Origin of the sequence: Phormidium tenue FACHB-1050, assembly GCF_014696925.1 — a bacterium.
Lineage (GTDB): Bacteria > Cyanobacteriota > Cyanobacteriia > Pseudanabaenales > Pseudanabaenaceae > Pseudanabaena.
The window spans coordinates 130,296-150,765 of sequence record NZ_JACJQY010000009.1 but is presented as its reverse complement, the minus strand read 5'-3'; the positions used below and the strand labels follow the sequence as shown (position 1 = coordinate 150,765).

Annotated in this window: 20 protein-coding genes and 2 tRNA genes; 10 read left to right on the top strand and 12 right to left on the bottom strand. The window is 42.3% G+C overall.

Annotated elements, in window-relative coordinates; all coding sequences use genetic code 11:
- Positions 1-231: 231 nt before the first annotated feature.
- Both H6G05_RS08350 and H6G05_RS08345 read left to right on the top strand, forming a co-directional pair.
- On the top strand, positions 232-981 hold the full coding sequence (locus tag H6G05_RS08350; RefSeq protein ID WP_190577729.1) for a HEAT repeat domain-containing protein: 750 nt from the start codon (positions 232-234) through the stop codon (positions 979-981).
- Between the two features lie 254 nt (positions 982-1,235).
- Positions 1,236-1,306, top strand: a tRNA-Gly gene (locus H6G05_RS08345).
- Positions 1,307-1,346: 40 nt separating this feature from the next.
- On the opposite strand, the gene H6G05_RS08340 is transcribed toward H6G05_RS08345, so the two are convergent.
- On the bottom strand, positions 1,347-2,063 hold the full coding sequence (locus H6G05_RS08340; protein WP_190577728.1) for a tRNA threonylcarbamoyladenosine dehydratase: 717 nt from the start codon (positions 2,061-2,063) through the stop codon (positions 1,347-1,349).
- 98 nt (positions 2,064-2,161) lie between these two features.
- Here H6G05_RS08340 and H6G05_RS08335 point away from each other — a divergent pair, with 98 nt between their 5' ends.
- Positions 2,162-2,545: a pentapeptide repeat-containing protein gene (locus tag H6G05_RS08335; protein ID WP_190577727.1), complete on the top strand. Its 384-nt coding sequence runs from the start codon at positions 2,162-2,164 to the stop codon at positions 2,543-2,545.
- 94 nt (positions 2,546-2,639) lie between these two features.
- Here H6G05_RS08335 and H6G05_RS08330 read toward each other — a convergent pair whose 3' ends face one another.
- The gene (locus H6G05_RS08330; protein WP_190577726.1) at positions 2,640-3,212 is read right to left on the bottom strand and encodes a response regulator; all 573 of its coding nucleotides are present in this window, start codon (positions 3,210-3,212) and stop codon (positions 2,640-2,642) included.
- Between the two features lie 562 nt (positions 3,213-3,774).
- Between H6G05_RS08330 and ftsE the strand changes: the two genes are divergently transcribed.
- The 5 genes from ftsE to H6G05_RS08305 all read left to right on the top strand — a co-directional run bounded on the left by ftsE (position 3,775) and on the right by H6G05_RS08305 (position 7,002).
- Positions 3,775-4,521: a cell division ATP-binding protein FtsE gene (gene ftsE, locus H6G05_RS08325; protein ID WP_190577725.1), complete on the top strand. Its 747-nt coding sequence runs from the start codon at positions 3,775-3,777 to the stop codon at positions 4,519-4,521.
- A 72-nt stretch (positions 4,522-4,593) separates the two neighbouring features.
- Complete coding sequence (locus tag H6G05_RS08320; protein WP_190577724.1) at positions 4,594-5,511, top strand: cell division protein FtsX; 918 nt, start codon at positions 4,594-4,596, stop codon at positions 5,509-5,511.
- A gap of 149 nt (positions 5,512-5,660) precedes the next feature.
- Positions 5,661-5,734 (top strand) — tRNA-Arg (locus H6G05_RS08315).
- A gap of 136 nt (positions 5,735-5,870) precedes the next feature.
- The gene (locus H6G05_RS08310; protein WP_190577723.1) at positions 5,871-6,299 is read left to right on the top strand and encodes a hypothetical protein; all 429 of its coding nucleotides are present in this window, start codon (positions 5,871-5,873) and stop codon (positions 6,297-6,299) included.
- A 145-nt stretch (positions 6,300-6,444) separates the two neighbouring features.
- Positions 6,445-7,002 carry a sterol desaturase family protein gene (locus H6G05_RS08305; protein WP_190577722.1) on the top strand — a complete coding sequence of 186 codons (558 nt, stop codon included), beginning with the start codon at positions 6,445-6,447 and terminating at the stop codon, positions 7,000-7,002.
- 54 nt (positions 7,003-7,056) lie between these two features.
- Here the strand turns inward: H6G05_RS08305 and H6G05_RS08300 are convergent, their stop codons facing one another.
- The 6 genes from H6G05_RS08300 to H6G05_RS08275 form a co-directional block, all read right to left on the bottom strand.
- Positions 7,057-7,836, bottom strand: a complete 780-nt coding sequence (locus H6G05_RS08300; RefSeq protein WP_190577721.1) for an ABC transporter permease — start codon at positions 7,834-7,836, stop codon at positions 7,057-7,059.
- Positions 7,837-7,984: 148 nt separating this feature from the next.
- Positions 7,985-9,058: a peptidoglycan-binding domain-containing protein gene (locus H6G05_RS25320; protein ID WP_190577720.1), complete on the bottom strand. Its 1,074-nt coding sequence runs from the start codon at positions 9,056-9,058 to the stop codon at positions 7,985-7,987.
- A gap of 250 nt (positions 9,059-9,308) precedes the next feature.
- Positions 9,309-10,868: a uroporphyrinogen-III C-methyltransferase gene (gene cobA, locus H6G05_RS08290; protein WP_190577719.1), complete on the bottom strand. Its 1,560-nt coding sequence runs from the start codon at positions 10,866-10,868 to the stop codon at positions 9,309-9,311.
- Positions 10,865-11,518, bottom strand: coding sequence for a Uma2 family endonuclease (locus H6G05_RS08285; protein WP_190577718.1), 654 nt, complete (start codon positions 11,516-11,518; stop codon positions 10,865-10,867). The genes cobA and H6G05_RS08285 overlap by 4 nt, the downstream gene beginning before the upstream one ends.
- 111 nt (positions 11,519-11,629) lie before the next feature.
- A complete protein-coding gene (mutL, locus tag H6G05_RS08280; protein ID WP_190577717.1) occupies positions 11,630-13,288 on the bottom strand; it encodes a DNA mismatch repair endonuclease MutL in 1,659 nt (552 codons plus the stop codon).
- A gap of 3 nt (positions 13,289-13,291) precedes the next feature.
- Positions 13,292-14,389, bottom strand: coding sequence for an ATP-binding protein (locus tag H6G05_RS08275; protein ID WP_190577716.1), 1,098 nt, complete (start codon positions 14,387-14,389; stop codon positions 13,292-13,294).
- A gap of 243 nt (positions 14,390-14,632) precedes the next feature.
- On the opposite strand from H6G05_RS08275, the gene H6G05_RS08270 reads away from it, so the two are divergent.
- Together H6G05_RS08270 and H6G05_RS08265 are read left to right on the top strand one after the other, a co-directional pair.
- Complete coding sequence (locus H6G05_RS08270) at positions 14,633-17,422, top strand: cation-translocating P-type ATPase (protein ID WP_190577715.1); 2,790 nt, start codon at positions 14,633-14,635, stop codon at positions 17,420-17,422.
- A 167-nt stretch (positions 17,423-17,589) separates the two neighbouring features.
- Positions 17,590-17,928 (top strand): P-II family nitrogen regulator, encoded by a 339-nt coding sequence (locus tag H6G05_RS08265; RefSeq protein WP_094531885.1) that lies wholly within the window; start codon positions 17,590-17,592, stop codon positions 17,926-17,928.
- Between the two features lie 73 nt (positions 17,929-18,001).
- Here H6G05_RS08265 and H6G05_RS08260 read toward each other — a convergent pair whose 3' ends face one another.
- The 4 genes from H6G05_RS08260 to H6G05_RS08245 form a co-directional block, all read right to left on the bottom strand.
- Positions 18,002-18,196, bottom strand: coding sequence for a hypothetical protein (locus H6G05_RS08260; protein WP_094531883.1), 195 nt, complete (start codon positions 18,194-18,196; stop codon positions 18,002-18,004).
- A 139-nt stretch (positions 18,197-18,335) separates the two neighbouring features.
- Entirely contained in the window at positions 18,336-19,079 is a 744-nt protein-coding gene (locus H6G05_RS08255; RefSeq protein WP_190577714.1) for a molybdopterin-dependent oxidoreductase, read from the bottom strand.
- 141 nt (positions 19,080-19,220) lie between these two features.
- Positions 19,221-19,820, bottom strand: a complete 600-nt coding sequence (locus H6G05_RS08250) for a cytochrome b/b6 domain-containing protein (RefSeq protein ID WP_199310385.1) — start codon at positions 19,818-19,820, stop codon at positions 19,221-19,223.
- A gap of 104 nt (positions 19,821-19,924) precedes the next feature.
- Positions 19,925-20,353 (bottom strand): hypothetical protein, encoded by a 429-nt coding sequence (locus tag H6G05_RS08245; protein WP_190577712.1) that lies wholly within the window; start codon positions 20,351-20,353, stop codon positions 19,925-19,927.
- Between the last annotated feature and the right edge of the window lie 117 nt (positions 20,354-20,470).

Sequence of the window (20,470 nt, the reverse complement as noted above, 5' to 3'; positions counted from 1 at the left end):
ATACTTTAGGGGTAGCCCTACGGGAAAATAGCTCGATGCCAAGCTTAATCTTAATAAAAAGCACCTAATCTTACTCAAGATTAGGTGCTTTTTATTTTGGTGTTAGTATTGTTTTGGTGGTTTCTAAGCTTAAATTTTTATACAGAGTTTATTACAGTACAAAGCGCTGTAAGATAACAACTACACCTTGGGGCATTCAACGTTGCTCTGTTTTTTGCTATGACGATCGCCATGACACTTAATGACGACCTAACAATCTTAGATATTGAATCAAATTCATTAAGTCCATTGGATTTGCCACCTGAAGATGAAATACCTCTTCCAGATCCTGATGAGATGTTAGTACTGCTTAACTCAGTGACCGTTCTAGAGAGGATGCAAGCTGCAAGAGCTTTTTGTGAATTAGAAGATCAAAGGGCAGTACCGCGTCTTATCGAATTGCTACAAGACGAATGTCCTCTAGTAAGAGTCAGTGCTGCCTATGCTCTTGGACGGAATAAGAGCGATGAAGCAATTAAGCCGTTAATTGAGCAACTCAAGCAAGATTGGAATGGATATGTTCGCAAGGGGATTGTTTGGGCTTTGGGAACCTGTCGCGCTACGCTAGGGTTAACGTCTCTTATCTCTGCTCTTAAGTATGATATTACAGCAGTACGTCTATGGGCAGCTAGTGCGCTTGGACAACTAGGCGATTTACAAGCAATTGAGCCTTTAACGGAAGCATTAACTAAAGACCCCATGTCTGCTGTGCGTGGTAATTGTGCGTGGTCACTGGGTAAGCTAGTTGTGCAAATGCGTCGTGATTTTGATACTCAAAACGAAATTTACCATGATGCTGTTGATGCGCTAATTTATGCATTAGATGATGATGACCTCAGCGTACAGACTGATGCCAGGAATGCATTGCGTAAACTGGGTGAACCGCGTGGCTTAAAGGTACTAGATCGGATTGAAATGGATCAAGGTTATTGCGAATTTTAAATTGCAAATTTAATGAGAGCATTTAGAGTTATCTTTCTAAATTTGTAGGAAAAAGCCAGCAATTCTAATTATAAAAATCGGTTTTTTGAAAGCCAGCCAACGGCTGGCTTTCAAAAAACCGATTTTGGTGTTTCCAGCGCCAAAGGCGCTGGAAACACCAAAATCGGTTTCATAATGAGAATTGCTAGAAAAAAGCTTTGACAATAGCGCGATCGCTGCTACAATTAGTAACTGCATATACTAAATATGCTCTTGCGAATGTAGTTTAGTGGTAAAACCTCTGCCTTCCAAGCAGATGTTGCGGGTTCGATTCCCGCCATTCGCTTATTATCTATCAAATAAAAAACTTCACTCAGTGAAGTTTTTTATTTGATGATGTCTCGAATTACTACACTGGCTAGATTTAAGCCAAACAGAGCAGGTAAATAAGAAATTGTGCCGTAATATGATCGCTTAAAATTACTGCCATCGGTTAATTGTAGCGACTCCCGATTTACTAACTCTTCAGAGTAAACTGCAATAATGTTGGCATTAGCAAAACCCTTGCGTCGTAAACCTTTGCGAATCTTGTAGGCAAATCTGCAACAATCAGTTTCAAAAATTGGCGCAATTCTTACCTTTTGGGGATCGACTCGACCTCCAGCGCCCATGCTGCTAGCAACTTTTACTCCATTGGTAGCGGCTGCACCGAGAAAATAAAGTTTGGGTTGCAGACTATCAATGCAATCTAACACCCAGTCAAATTTAGTTGTTACTAGCTCCATCATTAAGTCTGGAGTCAGAAATTCTTTGATTACCGTTAATTGCATGTCTGGATTAATGTCATGCATTCTTGCTGCCATCACATCAGCCTTATGAATATCGACAGTGCTATTGAGCGCCACAATCTGACGGTTTTTATTGGAAGGATCAACGCGATCGCCATCGACAATAGTCATCTGACCAATTCCAGCACGGCACAAAAACTCTGCGGCAAAACTCCCCACCCCGCCCATGCCAACAACTAAAACATTGGCGCGTTTGAGATTATTTAATCCGTCTGCTCCAATTAGTAGTTCTGTACGTTGTAACCAATCTGTCATGACAAAAATAAATGTGTAACTTTATCTAATAGAGTCGATACTTCTCGCTGCATCTACTCTTAATATGAGAAATAGAATACCTTCCTGAGTCTTTAACTATGACTTTTCCTTCTCATGCGGCTCTAACTAAGACTGAATTACTTGAGCGTTATGCTAAAGGCGATCGCAACTTTGAGCAATCGCATTTACATGATACTGATATGCAGGGCGTATTGTTGCATGGTATTGACCTAAGTGAATCAATCTTGACTCACATTAACTTTAGTGGATCGGATCTGCGCGGAGCTGATCTAGGATGGGCTGATCTAAGTCGCGCTAATCTCGAAAAAGTAGACTTACGGGGCGCTATATTGACCAGAGCAGACTTAAGCTACGCTAACTTAAAAGGTGCAAATCTTCTAAAAGCTGATCTTAGTTTAGCTAAATTAGATCATACAAAGTTAAGCGGAACTATCATGCCTGACGGTTCTGTTAATCAATGAAATTGTGTCCACTCTGCATGATGAAAAACAACTAACAACTTCATGGGATGTCAGATTGCCCCTCTGTGGTTGTCAGTTGTTAGCAATGCATTTTTTACTTGAGTTTTTTCTTGATAAAGTCAACGAGTTGCTGGAATTGCTTCTGCTGAGATGCAATCTGTTGTTCTAAAAGCTTTTGCTTAGTTTCTAGTTCTTCAATACGCTTAATTAAAGTATCGTCAGTTCGTTCTTGAGAAACTACATCTGTAGATGTGATGCGATTTTCGATGACAGTTATAGGACGCTTCGTCGCTAAGACCATAGCTCGTTTGATAGCTGTGATCAACTCTTTCTGCTCAAAAGGTTTTTCGATAAATACTAGATATTTATCTTCAAATGGCTCTGCAATCTTGTTGGTTACCTCTTCCTTGCGTCCAGACATCAAAACTAGTGGGATACGGCTAAGCTCAGCACTTTGCTGCAAAGTTTCATAAACCTCAAATCCACTCATCCGAGGTAGTAAAAAATCTAGCATGATCATCCAAGGCTTTTCTTGCTGGATCATCTCCAGTCCTTTGATGCCGTCGGCGGCTTCTAGTACCTCAAAGTTTGCTGGCGGGAGCATGTCACGCACCATGTTACGGATTACGCGACTATCATCAATTACTAGTATTTTGTGAGCTGCCACTGCTGATAACCCCTCAGTTATTTTGGTGAATGGAGATTTAGCTTGATTAGCTAGTTTTTTGGAAGATTACATCACTGCCACTGACAGGATAGGTGAAATTCTAAACGACAATGATAGCAAGCATATTTTAGTTTAATTAGCCATTTTAATTAGAGATCTATTTGGGCTTGTATTAACTAGAAGCTTAGTAAGTAAATAAAAGCTTACTAGTTTTTGTCAGATTTAGCTCTTGAACCCGCAATAATTTAGCATACAGCTACCCAAAAATTAGAGAATATCTCCTCTAATCGGGTGACAATTTTGATTATAAAAAATCAGATTTGATTAAAGCCCACCATTGGTGGACTTTAATCAAATCTCAAAATAAAGCCCAGATTTTTTGGGGAGTGGCTTCGCCGCACCACAAAAAATCTGGGCTTTATTTTGATGTGTGTTCTTTAATTTGGGTTTGCCAACAATAGCTGATGTTGATCCCTTGACTTGGTCTGTATAATCTCAAGTACAAAGATCGGGCATGGTTTAACTATGCACAGATTTTTTAGAATATTTAAGCGATCGCCCCATGCTAAAACTGCCAACTAAACCAAACCCAACATTAATTAATCCAAGCCCCAATAAGACTTCTGATGATAATTTGCCAAATGGGCAAAAGTCAGTAATTGTTAAATTAGAAAATGTTCGCAAGACTTACACAAATGGTGCTGTAGGCTTACGCGACGTTAGTTTGGAACTATATAAAGGTGACTTTAAATTTATTACAGGGCATTCGGGATCGGGAAAATCAACCTTACTGAAATTGTTGTATGGTGCTGAACAGGCTACAGATGGCGATGTAATTGTGAATGGGTTTAACCTAAATAATTTAAAAGGTAATAATCTTGCTATGTTACGTCGCAAGATTGGCATAGTTTTTCAAGATTACAAACTTGTACCGCGCCGCACTGTCTCCGAAAATGTTGCTTTTGTCCTGATGGCTCAGGGATATACTTACAAGGAAATTCAACGCCGTGTGCAACCTGCTCTTAAAATGGTGGGATTAATGCATAAGGCAGATTGTTTCCCTGAAGAGTTGTCTGGTGGAGAACAGCAACGGACAAGTATTGCAAGGGCGATCGTAAATACACCGCCGTTAGTTCTTGCTGATGAACCAACGGGCAATCTTGACCCTGATAATGCTTGGCAAGTAATTAAAATCTTGAAAAAGCTGAACTCTTTTGGGGTGACGGTGCTTTTGACTACTCACGATGAGCAGTTGGTCAGAGCCGCTAATCATCCTGTTTTACATTTGCAAAATGGTTACATCGTCTAGTAGTCTGTCAATCACAATTTGAGTTTTGGTTTGTGATGTGGGCAACGCCCACATCACAAACCTTTTAAAGTTATGGTACAAAACGTCCTTCGCTTCTTTACTAAAATCGACTATCTGCTACGCGAGACTTTTTTAGGATTGCGGCGTGGCGGATGGATGAATTGGGCTGCTATTAGTACGGTGGCTGTGTTGTTGTTTTTGTTTGGGGCAAGTTTACAGATCTCTTGGCAACTGGAAAATGTACTGGGGCAACTAGGCAGTCAGTTGGAGATATCGGTCTATCTAGATGAAAATGTGGTTGGTGAGTCGATGCAACCGCGCTTGTTGCTAGTGGATGGTGTTGCTGCTGCTAAGCTAATTCCTAAAGAAGACGCATGGGAAAATTTGATGAAGGATCTGGGTAAAAATGATCTTAATCAGGCAACACAACAACTTGGTGGCAATCCTTTAGTAGATGAGTTTAAGGTGCGGGCGGTGTCTAGCGATCGCGTGCCTGATATTGCCAAGCGAATCTCTGGCTTAAAGGGGATCAATGAGGTTTGGTATACCAATGAAGTGGTGGAGCGCATCGGTCAACTCCGTCGCGCTTTGAGTAATAGCAGTGTGGCGATCGTGGCAATTTTTACGGTGATTGCGATCGCGGTTATTACGACGACGATTCGACTAATTGTGTTGGCACGACGAAGAGAAATTGAGGTGATGCAATTGGTGGGAGCCACGGCTGCATGGATTTATTTTCCATTCGTACTGCAAGGCATATTTTTTGGAGTTACAGGTGCTGGGACTGCTTATTTAATGCTGATGCTTAGCCTGAATCTTTTAGGTGATGCGATCATTAATCAACCTGAGTTAATTAAATCCCTAACTTTGGGTTTAACTACGGAATTGCGATCGCAACTTATTTTACCTGCAATATTAGTAATCTTTGGCTCGGTGATTGGTGTGTTGGGTAGTTTGTTAGCTGTACGACGATTTTCTTTCAATTCATGAAGTAAGTAGTCCTTCGGGCTAATTATAGCAATGTAAGTTTTGCTTAGGACATAGAACCCAAAAGATGAGTGGCGGCGCGAAGCGCCGCCACTCATCTTTTGGGTTCTAGCTGCCGCTACTATTCAATATGGTATGATTGCTGCAAGTATGGGTATGTAGCTCAGTTGGATAGAGCATCAGATTCCGGTTCTGAGGGTCGGGGGTTCGAGTCCCTCCATACTCGTTGATAATCAAAGTAAATTTTGCTATGCACCGCAGGTCAAAATTTAAATGACAGCGTTCCACGCTAATGATAAAAATAAATCTTGCTGTGCTTTGCACGGCAAGATTTATTAGTAAACAAACTAAATTTTTAATCTATGGAACGTGGATTATTGTGGTTGCCGTTGCTGGTAGTGTTCTTTTGGCTGGCGTGGTCAGGATGGAATGAGTACCAAAAAATTGAGTCCTATAAACGGTGGGCTGAGCAATTTGAGCGTCATAAATATGACATCTACGCTGTATTGGGACAGAAAGGCGATCGCCTCACATGGGGACGACCAACACGCAAAGATCCCCTAGATATTCAAACAGTTACTTTTCAAGACATTGCCCGTATTAGATTTCGGATTGATAGTAAGTTCTTTGATGCAAAAGATGCTGAGTTTCCGTTGAATGCTAAGAAAATTTCTCTGGAATTAGTGCTGAAAACGGGTGAAATGCCTAGCATTAGATTTACTGATATTGATATTGCAGCAGCTTGGTATCGCTTTTTAAGCGATCGCTTAGATGCTTTATCCAAACCTTAAGTTTTGTTAAGTCGATTTAAAGATTAATTTAACGATTTATGGTCGATTCAAGTATATTTACTTAGCTCAAATTGATTCTTAACCTTGGTATAAACGCAACTTTAACTTCATCTCTTAGGCTTGAATCAAGTTGTGAGGGTTTACTTTGGAAGTTATTTTAGAAGTTACTTTAGAGTTTATTAAGGCTATTACAGCAACATTGCTGTTGCTTTTGCTAGGAGACTTCTTTTCAACGTTTTTGTATCATGTTCCAGAACATGTGTTTGGTAAGTTTCATTCCATAGTGCATCATGGCAAAAACCGCAGCTTTCTACATTATGCAGTTTTGACCAAGAATCCTCTCGTATTACTAGATGGCATGTTAGGAGCAGTTCCTTACTTTATATTTACACCTTGGTTGTGGCATTTATCAGCTGTTGGTACGATTATTGGTTTGCTATTAGGTGAGTTTCATGTAGTATGGCGACATGTTTCTATCCTTGAATGGAAAACTCCAGAACCTTGGAAATCTTGGTGTGATTTATTTTTTGTCACTACGCCCGAAAGGCATTGGTTGCATCATCAAAACGCCTTTGCTGCTTTTGGAGATATTTTTTCTTTCTATGATTATCCTGCTCAAAAATGGCTGATTTTCTTGCGTTTTATCCGACGCAAATTTAAGCAAGTAAATCAAGTAATTGATAGTAAAACTATTAGCTGCTAAAAAAAGATAATTCTGGAGGGTACATTGCGCCCTCCAGAATTATCTTTTTTTTTGTTAAGGCAATTTTAATTGTTGGGCTGGGGTGAAAAACTGACGGCTAACGAGATTGGTTAATATCAGCGCTGTAATTAAGTTGGCTGTGGTAATCGCAAACAAAATTACTAGTTGATAGCGCACTGCTAATAGTGGTGATACACCGCCCAAAATTTGTCCTGTCATCATTCCAGGTAAGGACACAACTCCAGCCACCATCATTACGTTAATTGTGGGAATCATCGCGGCTCTGATCGCATCAGATTGATAGTTAGCGATCGCCTGTTGGGGTGTTGCGCCTAAACATAAATGGGTTTCGATATCCCGTGATCGCTTGACTAAATCCTGTGTAAATCGCTCGGCGGCGATCGCTGCACCATTCATTGAGTTTCCCAAAATCATTCCTGCGAGAGGAATTAAATATTGTGGTGAGTACCAAGTATCAGGCTGTACTACTAAAAATGTGGTGTAAGCGAGAATTGCTAGTGTGCCAACGATTACCGATATCCACATGATCGGCAGGACATAGGGGACTTTTTCGCGCACGCGATTTTTGGCTTCACGGGCTGCCATGATGCTCATCAAGAAAATGATGAATAGGATTACGACGGGCTGTTTGATTTCAAATACAGCATCTAGCAAAAATCCCACCACGATTAATTGAATAATGCTGCGAAAGGTGGCGATGATTAAATTCTTAGCGATCGCTAATTTTTGCCAGACCGATAAACTAATAGCGATCGCTACCATTCCAGTTGCGATCGCCATTTTGGGAATATCGAGATCAATAACAGCGTTCATAAATCACTTATAAGTACCTGTGCAGAATAAATTACCCAAATCTGTAAGGTATTTTCCCTTAGGGGAGCTACCTTATAGATTAATAAGGAATCAATTTTTGATAGCGCGGCGAAGCCGCGCTATCAAAAATTGAGGAATCCTCCACGCCTTAAGATTGTAATGCTGCTAAAGTTGCGGAATTAAGGACTCCATCAACAGGTAAGCCATATAAGGACTGGGCTTTTTTGATTGCTGCTGTAGTCTTTGATCCTTGAATACCGTCAATCGCTCCATCATACAAACCTAGCTGACTTAAAAGGGTTTGCCCTTTTTTAATGGAATTGTCGGTGGCGTTGCTCGTAGTTTCTTGACCAGCAGCCTCCTTATAACTAATAGTAATAGTGCTACCAGATTCTAGAGCAGCCATAGTTAGAGAGCCTGCAACACCATCTGTAACTAAGCCATAGGTTTTTTGAGCGAGAATAATTGCTTCTTGAGTCATTGGCCCGTTGATACCATTGATCGCACCGCCATAAAAACCACGATCGCTAAGCAATTGCTGCAAATTTTTGATTGAGTCTGATTTGGTACTAGCGACGTTGCTCTTTGGGACATAATTGCTGCCAGACTCTAACGCTGCAATAGTTAGAGAACCTGCAACACCATCAGCAACTAAGCCGTAGGTTTTTTGAGCGAGAATAATTGCCTCTTTGGTCATTGGTCCACTGATCCCATCGATCGCGCCGCCATAAAAACCGCGATCGCTTAGCAGTTGTTGCAAGTTTTTGATTGAGTCTGATTTGTTGGCGCTATTGGCAGGTGTGACCTTGACAGGTGTATCTTTGAGAGAAACATTAGCTTCGTAGGTGTCTGCTTCTAACGCAGCAATGGTTTGCGCTCCGATCGCGCCATCAGCATTTAATTTGTAAAACGTTTGCGCGGCAATAATTGCTTCTGTAGTAGCCGCACCCTTAACGCCATCGATAGCACCTGGGTTAAAGCCGCGTCTGGCTAATAGTTGTTGAATGCTTGCGACTTCAGGTGTGTAGGCAAAAGCTGCAAGCGGCATAGCATTGATGGCGATCGCACTTGCCGCTATTCCAACACACAACACTGATTTGGCATGACGGGAAGACTTGGCGATCGAGTCAAGCAATTGACAATCTAAAGTTTGATCAATCGATTCGCCTTGTTGGAGGCGTTCGCAAAGCACTTCACTGTGGAGATAAGCAACAAGTTCCATACAATTCAGCCTCAATAAAAAATGCTATTAATCTCATCAATTGACTCTTGTAGATTCGTAAAAAATCTGATTTCGAGGGTTTTCTGTAATCTGTCCTTGTGATGTAGAGGTACTAATTACAGTTTCTAAAGAGTCTATTTATTCTTATTGTATGTAAAAAAACAGTAAATGTCAGGAATTGTGTGTTTTTGTAATTTGGTGTCACAATCAACCCACAAATAGAGTTGCGCCCGCAACTCTATTTGTGGGTTTAAAAAATTTTGCTGATCGCCTCAGCAAGCCCATCTAAGGTGTATTCCAAAGCTTCACAGTCAACCCTCTCCAATAACTCGTAGCAGGTCTTAGAAGTTTGGGGACCAATTGAAGCGATTTTGACCTCGGCAATCCACGATCTCCAAGTTTCTTGAGATTCGACGCGATCAAGTAGTTGACAAAAATGCTTTACAGTTTTGGAGCTAGCAAAGGCGATCGCATCTAAGCTTTGATTTTGAATTGCATCTAGCGCGACAGGATCGATCGCTTCTGGACATCCCGACTCATAGGCTGGAATAGCATCAATAATCGCGCCATGTTGCTGCAACTGCTCTACCAAAATCTCCCGTCCGCCCGACTCCACACGCGGAAACAACATTTTTTTGTCAGTTAAAACATGATCGGGAATGGCAAGAAAGGCATCCACCAGAGCATCGGCAACAAAATCTGTAGGTACTAAATCTGGAGAAATTCCATAATTTGCTAAAACTTCGGCAGTTTTGCGCCCCACTACAGCCACTTTTAAAGAATGCAAAGCACGGCTATCTTGACCCGATTCTCGCAACCGTCCAAAAAAGCTCTCAACGGCATTTGCTGAGGTCAAAATTAGCCAATCGTATTTAGTAAGATTGGCGATCGCCTGATCCAGCATTTCCCAACTAGTCGGTGGCAAAATTGCCAAAGTTGGCATCTCGATCACTTTTGCGCCTTGACTGGTCAATAAGTCCGTAAATTGGCTAGCCTGACCCGCCGCCCTTGTCACTAAAATCGTTTTGCCTTGCAACGCTAATTTTTCCTTTTCGAGATCTACGCTTTGCTCAAAATTTTCCAACGATTGATTGCCTTGACGCGACAATTGCTCATGAAACTTTACGACTTCTCCAATAATAATCACCGATGGTGATAACGATCCTTCAGGAAGTTTTGACTGAATATCTGTCAAAGTTCCTGTCCATATCTGTTGATCTATCCGCCCACACCAACGCACGATCGCAATTTTTGTATCCGCAGATTTTCCTGCTTGTAATTTCTCTAACAGGCTTGCTAGATTATTTGTCCCCATCAAAATTACCAATGTCGGAATTTGGGCGATCGCTTCCCAAGGCAATCGATCCAAATCATGTCCTGTCATTACCGCAAAACAAGAACTTGCTTCCAATTCTGTAAGCGGTATCCCAGCCAACATCGGTGCAGCGATCGCACTTGAAATTCCTGCAACAACTTCCCATTCACAATTTGCTGCTTGCAGGGCAAGTATCTCAGGTAGCGATCGCCCAAATATCCAAGGATCGCCACTCTTGAGCCTCACCACTTGCTTACCTTGCAAGCAATATTCCACCAGCATTTGATTGATTTCGGCTTGTTTGACGCTTTCCTGTCCGCCACGTTTACCAGCAATGATGCGATCGCAGTTTGCAGGAGCGAGATCTAATAAAGTGCGATCGACTAACGCATCGCTAATAATCACTTCAGCATTACATATCAAATCTCTAGCGCGAACCGTCAAAAATTCTACGCCACCAATCCCCGACCCAACTATAAAAACTTTCCCGTTCATAAAAGATTTTCAGGGTCAATGCCCATTTCGCGAAGCTTAGCTGCATATCTAGACATAGCATTCAAAGCTTGCTCTTTTTGTTGAACCTGTTCAAGATAAGTTAAAAACTTGCTCCCATCAGGGTTAAAAATATTTAAACTTTCATCAGTTAGCTCAAAGCGAATTCCTAAGCGTGGGCTGATCCAATTTTGGACATCATCAATCGGTTCTAGTCGATTCTGTTCTTGATTTCTGATCCATATTGCCAAATCATTAGAAAGATGATCGTAGACATAATATTCCTCTACTCCATAGGTTTGATAAAAATCAAACTTGCGAGACATTTCTAAAATACGATTGCCCCTAGACAAAATTTCACATACTACTTGAGGGGCTATCCCTGACTCTAGATGTTGAATGTAAGAACCTCTTGCTCCTTTTGGTCTGCCAAATACCACCATCGCATCAGGCGCTCTGCGAATATCAGATTTGCCTTCAACGGGATACCAAAGTAAATCTCCAGCGACAAATACATTCTCATCATTTTTAAATAGAGCTTCTAATCCACCCGTGATGGTCACAATCCATTGATAATGCTCGGTACTTTCTGCCTTTAGCTGTCCATCACTGCTAGGGTAAATCGTCTCTAACTTGCTGATTGTATTAGTCATAGGTTTGTGATCTGTGCGATCGTCAAGCAACTGAGATTAATTATATATCTATCGCAATATATGGCAGACAAGAAAGAGAGTTGTGGTGCTTAGAACCACAACTCTCTTGGACTATTTTGAGATAATCCAATTGCGGCGGAAAAATCTTGCTAAATCTGACTCATCGATAGCAAGACAAATAGGACGACCATGAGGGCAAGTGTGAGGATTGCGGGTTTGTTGCCATTGCCAGAGCAGATCGCGAATTGTGGACATCTCTAACTTTGTGCCATTGCGAATTGCGCTACGACAGGCAGCCGTTGCCCTTGACATTGTCGGATCATCCTGTTGAGCCATTTCTTGCAAAATCACCGCGCAATCTTCATGTCCAATTAAAATTTCAGGCAGCGATCGCACAGCCCATAGATTATTTCCAAAGGCTTCTATTTCTAAACCTAATACCTGCAACCGTTCAATCTCATCATCAGAAAGTTGCTTTAATAAAATCGGTTGCTCAATCGCCACGATTTGCCATTGAGTTTCGATTTGCTCAAAGAGAACTCGCTCATGGGCAACATGCTGCTCCACTAGCCATAAACCGCCCGCATGTTCCGCCAAAATGTAAGTATCGAGAACCTGCGCGATCGCCTTCAAAGATAAAGTTGGCTGATTGAAATTCTCCCGCTTGGCAGGGATTAAATAAGAGGTTTTGCGTTCAGCTGTTTTTAAGAGATCATTAGCTGCACTTCCGTAATTGATTGGAGAACTGGATGTAGGAACTTTTAGGGCTTCCGTAATACATTCTTTTAACTGAGTTTGAATTTCTCCTAAATCCTGAATATAAGCCTCAGCTTTGGCAGGATGACGATTCCAGTCAATGTGATCGCAGGGCAAGTTTAAATTAACAATACAAACAGGAAAACGATTGCGAGGTAAGGTTCGCTCTAAGCTAGAGAGAATAGTTTGCTCTAATTCAGGAAAGTTAATTACCCGCCCATTGAGAATAATTTTTACCCAATCAGGACGACGACGAGATAGGCGATCGGGTAGTCCAAGGGTGATTGAAATATTGCTCCCCTCTCCTGCGGGAGAGGGGCTGGGGGTGAGGGCAAATTCTTTATATACCAAATCATAGGGCTGAATCGAACTAATGATTTGAGGCAAAATCTCACTAGCCTTCTCTCCTGCCCAAATCGTCATCCATTCCCGATTGTCGAGATTTACCTGCCAGTTAACTTGTGGATTCGCGATCGCCATTTGCTGAATCTGTAACTGCACTTTGCGAACTTGCTGTGAATTGCTAGGCAAAGATTGCAACCGATTGGGATATCGGGAAAAAAGATTGCGAACTGTGACGACTGTTCCCGATGCGATCGCCACCACCTTTGGGCTAGTTGGCAAATTACCATACTGATCATAATGAGCCTGATATCCCACGGGTTCTAGAACAGGACGACTACAAATATTCAGATCGGCAAGTTGGGCAAGACTATAAAGAGCTTCACCTCGAAAGCCTAAACTATTAATCTGTTGTAAATCTTCAGCATTATTGATTTTACTAGTTGTATGTGGAGTTGCGGCTTGGGATAAATCAGCGATCGCCATACCACAGCCATTATCACTCACTTGCACTGAAAGTGAATCTGTCCAAATAGAAATCACGATTCTGGTTGCATTAGCATCGATCGCATTTTCCGCAAGTTCTCTGACTACCGCCGCCAGTGAATCAACCACTTCTCCTGCGGCGATCAGATGTACAACTTCTATAGGCAGCGTGTGAATGTTTTGCATTGCCTATCCTAAGCGCTGCCTCAGCCAAAACTGTAAGGTGGGTAGCGCAATTCGATATCCATATTTTGCACCATAAACTAGTCCCTTTTGTTCCAAACTATCGAGCGCCCCTTGAAGGCTACCACCTTTAGAAAGTTGATGTTTTTGAATATATTCACGACTATGAGGGCTAACTGTGGGATCGATCGCGAGGCTTTCTAATACTCTTACTTGAGTTGGCGGTAAGAGCATGATTAAAGACTCAAAGGTAGGAGCAAGATCTTCGATTAGTGCCAACATATTCTCATGGACATGATGCGGTTGAATTAGAAATTCCGATTGAGAATTTACTTGGGTGAGATAGTCGAGCCAGATGCGTCTAGTTAAAGCGATCGCGTCACTCATATTCCCTTGCATGTATTCTGTAAATAGCTTTAATACATGGGTTTGGGGATCGAACTTCAATCCTTTTTCTTGCATTGTGGGTTCTAACCATTTGCAAAGTTCATCATTGCTAAGAGGTGGAAGTTCGACTACATGCAGACTTAGCTTATGCATCCAAGGTTCAGGGACTGTGGCAATCAAGATATAACTTACCCGACTCTGAAGTTGAATTTCACGGCGCAAATATTCTTCCCATTCACCTTTTCGATCCCATGAGCGAATATGCGTGAAGTTATGCAATACGATCGCCACTCGGCAATCAAGCCATTCTGCCATCTGTTGCGGTAAGCTAAGCAAATTCTTAAATAAATTCCAGATTCCTGTTGAGGACAGTTTCCAACTCATCCGAGGTTTTGACTGTTCCGTTAGTTCAAAAGTAATCGGCTCATCCTTGAGTAAACTTTGCAGCTTGATCAGTTCTTCAGGCTGATCAAAGGTACTAAGCAAACTTTCAGCTAATAGTTTTAAAAAGCGATCGCCATCAGTTGCTCGTAAACAATCTAAAGTAATTACTCTTGCACCAGCTTTTTGAGCAGCCCATTTAACTAAGGTTCTGCGCCCACTTCCAGCAACGCCTGCGATCAGCAAATCGCCATCTTCCAACAAAATTTGACTAATTTGCTCTAATTCTGCTTGTCTGCCCACCAATTTCTTGGGCAAGAATGGATTGTTAATCATTACGCAATTGTATCGTAATTTTTCCTTACGCTAATTTTCAGTGGCTTGTCTTTGGCTATTTTCATTATAGAGCTGATTTTGTGAAAGCCCACCTAAGTCAGGCTTTCACAAAACCCGTGTTGAGGTTTGTACCGCCATCGACGGTACAAACCTCAACACGGGTTTTACTTGCTTCAAGATTCTTTAAGGCAACAATTACTATTTTTTAGTACTATGGTGATAACTGTTTACCTAAAAATATCGATGGCACTTGAGACAAAAGATATTACTCCAGCCCCTCCAGTAGCGCGTTGGCACACTTTCACTGCTGATGAGTCTCTGGAACTACTCCAAAGTGATCCCGATCAAGGTATCACTAGCCAAGAAGTTGCGGCTAGATTCGAGCGTTATGGAGCTAATGAACTAGTTGAAAAAGCTGGGCGATCTTCACTGAAAATCTTTATTGATCAGTTTACAAACATCATGCTGATCATGCTGATGGCAGTTGCTGTGGTCTCGGCTGTCCTAGATATTAGGGATAACGAATTTCCGAAGGATGCGATCGCCATTAGTTCAATTGTTTTGCTCAATGGCATTCTTGGCTATATGCAAGAGACTAACGCCGAAAAAGCTCTGGCTGCTCTGAAGCGCATGTCTTCGCCCAAGGTGAGGGTGATTCGCAATGGTGAAGTCATCGAAATCAACGGCAAAGAGCTTGTACCTGGCGATGTCATGCTTTTAGAAGCAGGGGTACAGATTGCTGCTGATGGAAGATTGCTCGATGAACAAAATTTACAAGTGCGAGAATCGGCTCTGACAGGGGAAGCTGAAGCCGTTAACAAAGAAGCAAAATTAGTTCTAGAAGAAGAAGCGAGTTTAGGCGATCGCCTAAATTGTGTCTATCAAGGTACTGAGGTTGTGCAGGGTCGCGCCAAAGTGCTAGTTACAAAGACAGGAATGCAAACCGAATTAGGAAAAATTGCCGCCCTAATTCAAGATGTCGAAAATGAAGATACGCCATTACAGCAACGGATGACCCAATTAGGGAATGTACTGGTAAGCGGTTCTTTAGCATTGGTGGCTCTAGTTGTCTTGGTAGGAATGCTCAATAAAGGCAACTTTGGTGACCTCCTTAAAACTTCACTGAGTATGGCAGTTGCTGTAGTGCCTGAAGGGTTACCTGCGGTAGTGACTGTCACCCTTGCCTTGGGAACTCAACGCATGGTCAGAAGAAATGCCCTAATTCGTCGTTTACCCGCTGTTGAGACTCTCGGTTCTGTGACTACAATTTGTTCTGACAAAACAGGAACGCTCACCCAAAATAAAATGGTTGTGCAAGGGATTCGCACAGGGTTACATTCCCTACAAGTTACAGGCGATGGATATGCCCCGATTGGGAAATTTAACGTATTAGAAAATTCATCTGAAGATTCTAATTTTGCGGTGAACAATATTCCTGAAGTTCAGCAGTTGTTGATGGCTTGCGTATTTTGTAACGATGCAATCTTGCAACAAAAAAACGGTGAATGGATCATCATCGGCGACCCCACTGAAGGAGCTTTGCTAGTTCTGGCGAGCAAAGGTGGCTGTGAAGCAGCTGAATGGCAGCATCGAATGCCGCGTGTGTTTGAGGTTCCTTTCTCCTCTGAACGCAAGCGGATGAGTGTACTGGTGCAAGGTGAACATGGTGGAAATGTTATGTTTTGCAAAGGCTCACCCGAATTAACTTTGGAGTGCTGCACCCATATTCAAATTGGTGATCAGATTCATGAGATTGCTGATCATCAAAGGCAAAATGTGCTTACTCAAAATAATGAACTTGCCAGTCGTGGTTTGCGAGTCTTAGGTTTTGCTTATCGTACCTTCTCTGACTTGCCCGAAGGTGGTCTTACTGAAAACGATGAAAGCAATTTAATCTGGTTGGGCTTAGTGGGAATGCTTGATGCCCCGCGTCCAGAAGTTCGCGATGCTGTGAAGCGTTGTCGTGAAGCAGGTATCCGTCCTGTGATGATCACTGGGGATCATCAACTTACTGCTAAGGCGATCGCGATAGATTTAGGAATTGCCAGAGAAGGCGATCATGTTCTGACTGGGCGAGAACTAGAACGCATGACTTCTGAAGACTTAGATCGTGAAGTTAATCTGGTCAATGTCTATGCTCGTGTCTCTCCAGAGCATAAACTGCGGATTGTGCAAGCCTTGCAAAGACAGCATCAATTTGTAGCGATGACTGGAGATGGTGTTAATGATGCCCCCGCACTCAAACAAGCCGATATCGGGATTGCGATGGGGATAACTGGTACTGATGTATCTAAAGAAGCCAGTGACATGATCTTGCTTGATGATAACTTTGCCACCATTGTCGCCGCCACTGAAGAAGGTCGCGTAGTTTATACGAATATTCGCCGCTTTATCAAATACATTCTTGGTAGCAACATCGGTGAAGTCATTACAATTGCGGCGGCTCCGATGCTGGGCTTAACAGTGCCTTTGATTCCTCTACAAATTTTATGGATGAATCTTGTCACCGATGGCTTGCCAGCGCTTGCCCTTGCTGTAGAGCCAGCTGAACCCAATGTTATGCAAAGACCTCCTGTTGATCCCCGTGAAAATATTTTTGCTAGAGGGATGGGAGCCTACATGGTCAGAATTGGGATTGTCTTAGCAATTATCACGATCGCTCTTATGGCTTGGGCCCATGGTTACACTACCACCCACTTTGATGAAATCTATAACAAAGAACGTTGGGCAACGATGGTATTTACGACCCTCTGTTTAGCGCAAATGGGTCACGCGATCGCAATTCGTTCTAACACCCAACTGACGATCGAACTTGATCCGCGCACTAATCTTTATGTCTGGGGATCAGTGATTATGACTACAGTTTTACAATTGGTACTAATTTACGTAGAGCCATTCCGTAATTTCTTTGGTACGCATTTGATCTCCACCACAGAATTGGCAGTTTGTGTTGGATTTAGTTCATTGATGTTTGTTTGGATAGAATTAGAGAAATTGGTAATTCGTTGGTGGTTGTGGAAACGTCAAGCCTAAGCCCCAAAAATGATGAGGTAATGCGAAGCTCTGCCTCATCATTTTTAGGGTTTAGCGATATTCTGAGAACCTCAAATCTGATGGACAATCTTAAAAAGTATGTTAGGCTACAAATTTGGGTAGCGATTCAAGTGTATTAAAGTTCAAGAATCAGTGGAGGAGTTAATTTGAAAAAGGTTGAAGCAATCATTCGTCCATTCAAGCTTGACGAAGTCAAAATTGCTCTGGTAAATGCTGGCGTAGTCGGTATGACGGTATCAGAAGTACGTGGTTTTGGTCGTCAAAAAGGACAAACAGAGCGCTATCGCGGCTCTGAATACACAGTTGAGTTTTTACAAAAGCTCAAAATTGAGATTGTCATCGAAGATGATCAAGTTGATATGGTAGTGGACAAAGTTATTACTGCGGCCCGTACTGGTGAAATTGGCGATGGTAAGATTTTCGTATCTCCTGTAGAGCGAATTATCCGAATTCGTACTGGTGAAAAAGACTTAGAAGCTGTCTAAGTTTTTCTTAACACCATAGTAGCTAGCCATATGTAAGAGAGTCGGGACACAGTTCCGACTCTCTTAATACTTTTCAGGATGCTAGCAAAATAGCTTCTAAGATTTGAGCAATGATGGCTCCTAGGATGGCGACTGTTACATATTTCCCAATCATTGGATTTTTTCCGAGTGAATCATCTTTTTTACAACCTGTGAGAAATAAAGACCATGCCTGTGTGGCATTAATCGTCTGGAACCGATTAAACCTAGATGTGAATATTAAACGCATAGATTTTACCTAGTCTGAATAGAGCATCAGGATGAAAATCTCAACGTTCCAAGCATCCTTGCCTTTGAAAATAACATAAGAATCGTAATAAAAGTTAATCAAATAGAGTTTGATGCAAAGCATCAAACTCTATTTGTCGTTATAGCCCTGCATACCATTCGTAGCCAAGATCTTCCCAGTAGCCGCGCTTATTGCTAAGACTACTCGTAAGCTGAATTCTAGTTACCCATTTACTGAGTTTGTATCCAAGCTTGACAGGTGAGGCAAGACGCAATGGCGCACCATATGCTGATGTTAAAGGCTGTCCATTCTTTTGGTAAGCCATTAAGGTTTGGGGATGCATCACCGAGTCAATATCCCAACTTTCGTAATAACCATCGGCTGAATAGAAATATACGTATTTGACTTGATCTGATGGCTTAGCGATCGCTATTAAATCCCTTAATTGCACACCACCCCATTGCACGATTGCCGCCCAGCCTTCAACGCACACATGACGGATAACCATGCTCGTAAAGGGTATTTTTTGGAGATCTCCCATGCTTAGACTCAAGGGATTATTTACTTCACCGTCAATCGTGAGGCGATACGCCAGAGGATTAATTACTGGTGTACCCCGAAAACTATTAATGATTAATTTATCTGGCTCGATCGCACTAATCGGAAACTCTGGTACTGGCTGTTGTGGTTGAAAGATCAGTGATTCAACCCGCTGATTTAATGGCTCTGATAAACTGCCCACCAAACCCTCAGCAAGGCTACCAAAGCCAATTGCCAGCAACCCAGCGCCTCCTAGTGACAAAAAACGGCGGCGTGGGACTAAATCAGTTTCATCCAACTCAAGCTCTGAGTTTGGTAATTTTTGTTCAGGTTCTTGTGACATAACTTAAATATAACAAAGGCGGCGCGAAGCACTGCCTTTATACCAAAACACAAAATGGCGTAGCCATTTTGTGCTTTTAAAACCCTTACTGGGTTTGGTTTTTAATTCACAAAAGTGTGGCAACACTTTCGTGAATTGGTATTACTCCCAAAACATTGAATCTAGCAGGCGATCGCCACCCACTTTTCGCCCTAATTGGGAGTGAATACCACCTAAAACCAGGGCGATCGGGACTGCCATAAAGTGTGTAATTCGCAACGCATCCCAACCACCAAAACTATCTACGATCCAATAAAACTGGGCTGGCTTATACATCCCGATCCCCGTAAAAATCGATAACAACAAAATTGGAATTAGCAAGGTGTAGATCAATCGATGCCAAGCATAGTTTTTGCGCTTGATATTTTGGCTAACTACTAAGGCTTTAACATCTTTGGTACTGGCATATCGATGCCGCCACCGCTTGCTTAGCAAGACATAGACTCCATACCACAGTAGATTTAACGCAAATATCCACATGGCGGCAAAGTGCCAATGTCTCCCACCTGCTAACCATCCCCCTAGCCCTAAAATTGCGGGAATGTGAAAACCACCTCGTCCACCAAATACAGGATTTGCGTTATAAATCTGTAAGCCACTGGTAATCATTAAAAATAAACTGACCAGACTTACCCAATGAAAAACTTTGGCAGGTAAATCTTGTTTAGGTTTGAGTTTTGGCTCTTGAGTTGGCGATCGCATGACCATTCCTATAGAGGTTTGCTTAGATTTTAGTCCAACTTCTCACAGCCTCAAACAACAAAAAAGAGGTGACGCTTTGCGTCACCTCTTTTTTTGTTTAAATACTACTGAGGCTTCTTAGTTTCGTCAGCGGGCTTAGCTGTTGGGTCAGCGGGCTTAGCAGCGTCTGGCTTAGCCATTGCGTCAGCAGGCTTAGCATCTTTAGCAGCAGCGTCTGGCTTAGCTGTTGCATCAGCAGGCTTGGCATCAGTTGCAGCCTTGTCCTTAGTAGCATCAGCAGGCTTAGCCATTGCGTCAGCAGGCTTAGCATCTTTAGCAGCAGCATCAGGCTTAGTTGCATCAGCAGGCTTAGCGTCCTTAGAAGCATCTGGCTTAGCATCAGTTGTAGTTTTGTCCTTAGCTGCATCGGTAGCAGCAGGAGTGGATGTAGCGGCTGGAGTAGCAGTAGGAGTTGTAGGGGTTTCTGTAGCGCAAGAAACTAATCCAGCAGATAGGCTAAGGCTAGCAATGATCAAAAGAGCTTTGAGATTCATAGTTGTTGGATTTTGTCTTTTTGGTAAAGGTTTTGGTTATTTTTTGAGTGAGTAACTATCCGTGATTTTGTGGAGGAGCTTGCGTATAATTACTCACTGCGTCAATTCTAGGTTAAG

Excerpts from the sequence above, each read along its gene's own strand:
- H6G05_RS08350 (WP_190577729.1), top strand. The coding sequence starts at position 232 with ATGACACTTAATGACGACCTAACAATCTTAGATATTGAATCAAATTCA.
- H6G05_RS08340 (WP_190577728.1), bottom strand. The coding sequence starts at position 2,063 with ATGACAGATTGGTTACAACGTACAGAACTACTAATTGGAGCAGACGGA.
- H6G05_RS08335 (WP_190577727.1), top strand. The coding sequence starts at position 2,162 with ATGACTTTTCCTTCTCATGCGGCTCTAACTAAGACTGAATTACTTGAG.
- ftsE (WP_190577725.1), top strand. The coding sequence starts at position 3,775 with ATGCTAAAACTGCCAACTAAACCAAACCCAACATTAATTAATCCAAGC.
- H6G05_RS08320 (WP_190577724.1), top strand. The coding sequence starts at position 4,594 with ATGGTACAAAACGTCCTTCGCTTCTTTACTAAAATCGACTATCTGCTA.
- H6G05_RS08310 (WP_190577723.1), top strand. The coding sequence starts at position 5,871 with ATGGAACGTGGATTATTGTGGTTGCCGTTGCTGGTAGTGTTCTTTTGG.
- H6G05_RS08300 (WP_190577721.1), bottom strand. The coding sequence starts at position 7,836 with ATGAACGCTGTTATTGATCTCGATATTCCCAAAATGGCGATCGCAACT.
- H6G05_RS25320 (WP_190577720.1), bottom strand. The coding sequence starts at position 9,058 with ATGGAACTTGTTGCTTATCTCCACAGTGAAGTGCTTTGCGAACGCCTC.
- cobA (WP_190577719.1), bottom strand. The coding sequence starts at position 10,868 with ATGAACGGGAAAGTTTTTATAGTTGGGTCGGGGATTGGTGGCGTAGAA.
- H6G05_RS08285 (WP_190577718.1), bottom strand. The coding sequence starts at position 11,518 with ATGACTAATACAATCAGCAAGTTAGAGACGATTTACCCTAGCAGTGAT.
- mutL (WP_190577717.1), bottom strand. The coding sequence starts at position 13,288 with ATGCAAAACATTCACACGCTGCCTATAGAAGTTGTACATCTGATCGCC.
- H6G05_RS08275 (WP_190577716.1), bottom strand. The coding sequence starts at position 14,389 with ATGATTAACAATCCATTCTTGCCCAAGAAATTGGTGGGCAGACAAGCA.
- H6G05_RS08270 (WP_190577715.1), top strand. The coding sequence starts at position 14,633 with ATGGCACTTGAGACAAAAGATATTACTCCAGCCCCTCCAGTAGCGCGT.
- H6G05_RS08260 (WP_094531883.1), bottom strand. The coding sequence starts at position 18,196 with ATGCGTTTAATATTCACATCTAGGTTTAATCGGTTCCAGACGATTAAT.
- H6G05_RS08255 (WP_190577714.1), bottom strand. The coding sequence starts at position 19,079 with ATGTCACAAGAACCTGAACAAAAATTACCAAACTCAGAGCTTGAGTTG.
- H6G05_RS08250 (WP_199310385.1), bottom strand. The coding sequence starts at position 19,820 with ATGCGATCGCCAACTCAAGAGCCAAAACTCAAACCTAAACAAGATTTA.
- H6G05_RS08245 (WP_190577712.1), bottom strand. The coding sequence starts at position 20,353 with ATGAATCTCAAAGCTCTTTTGATCATTGCTAGCCTTAGCCTATCTGCT.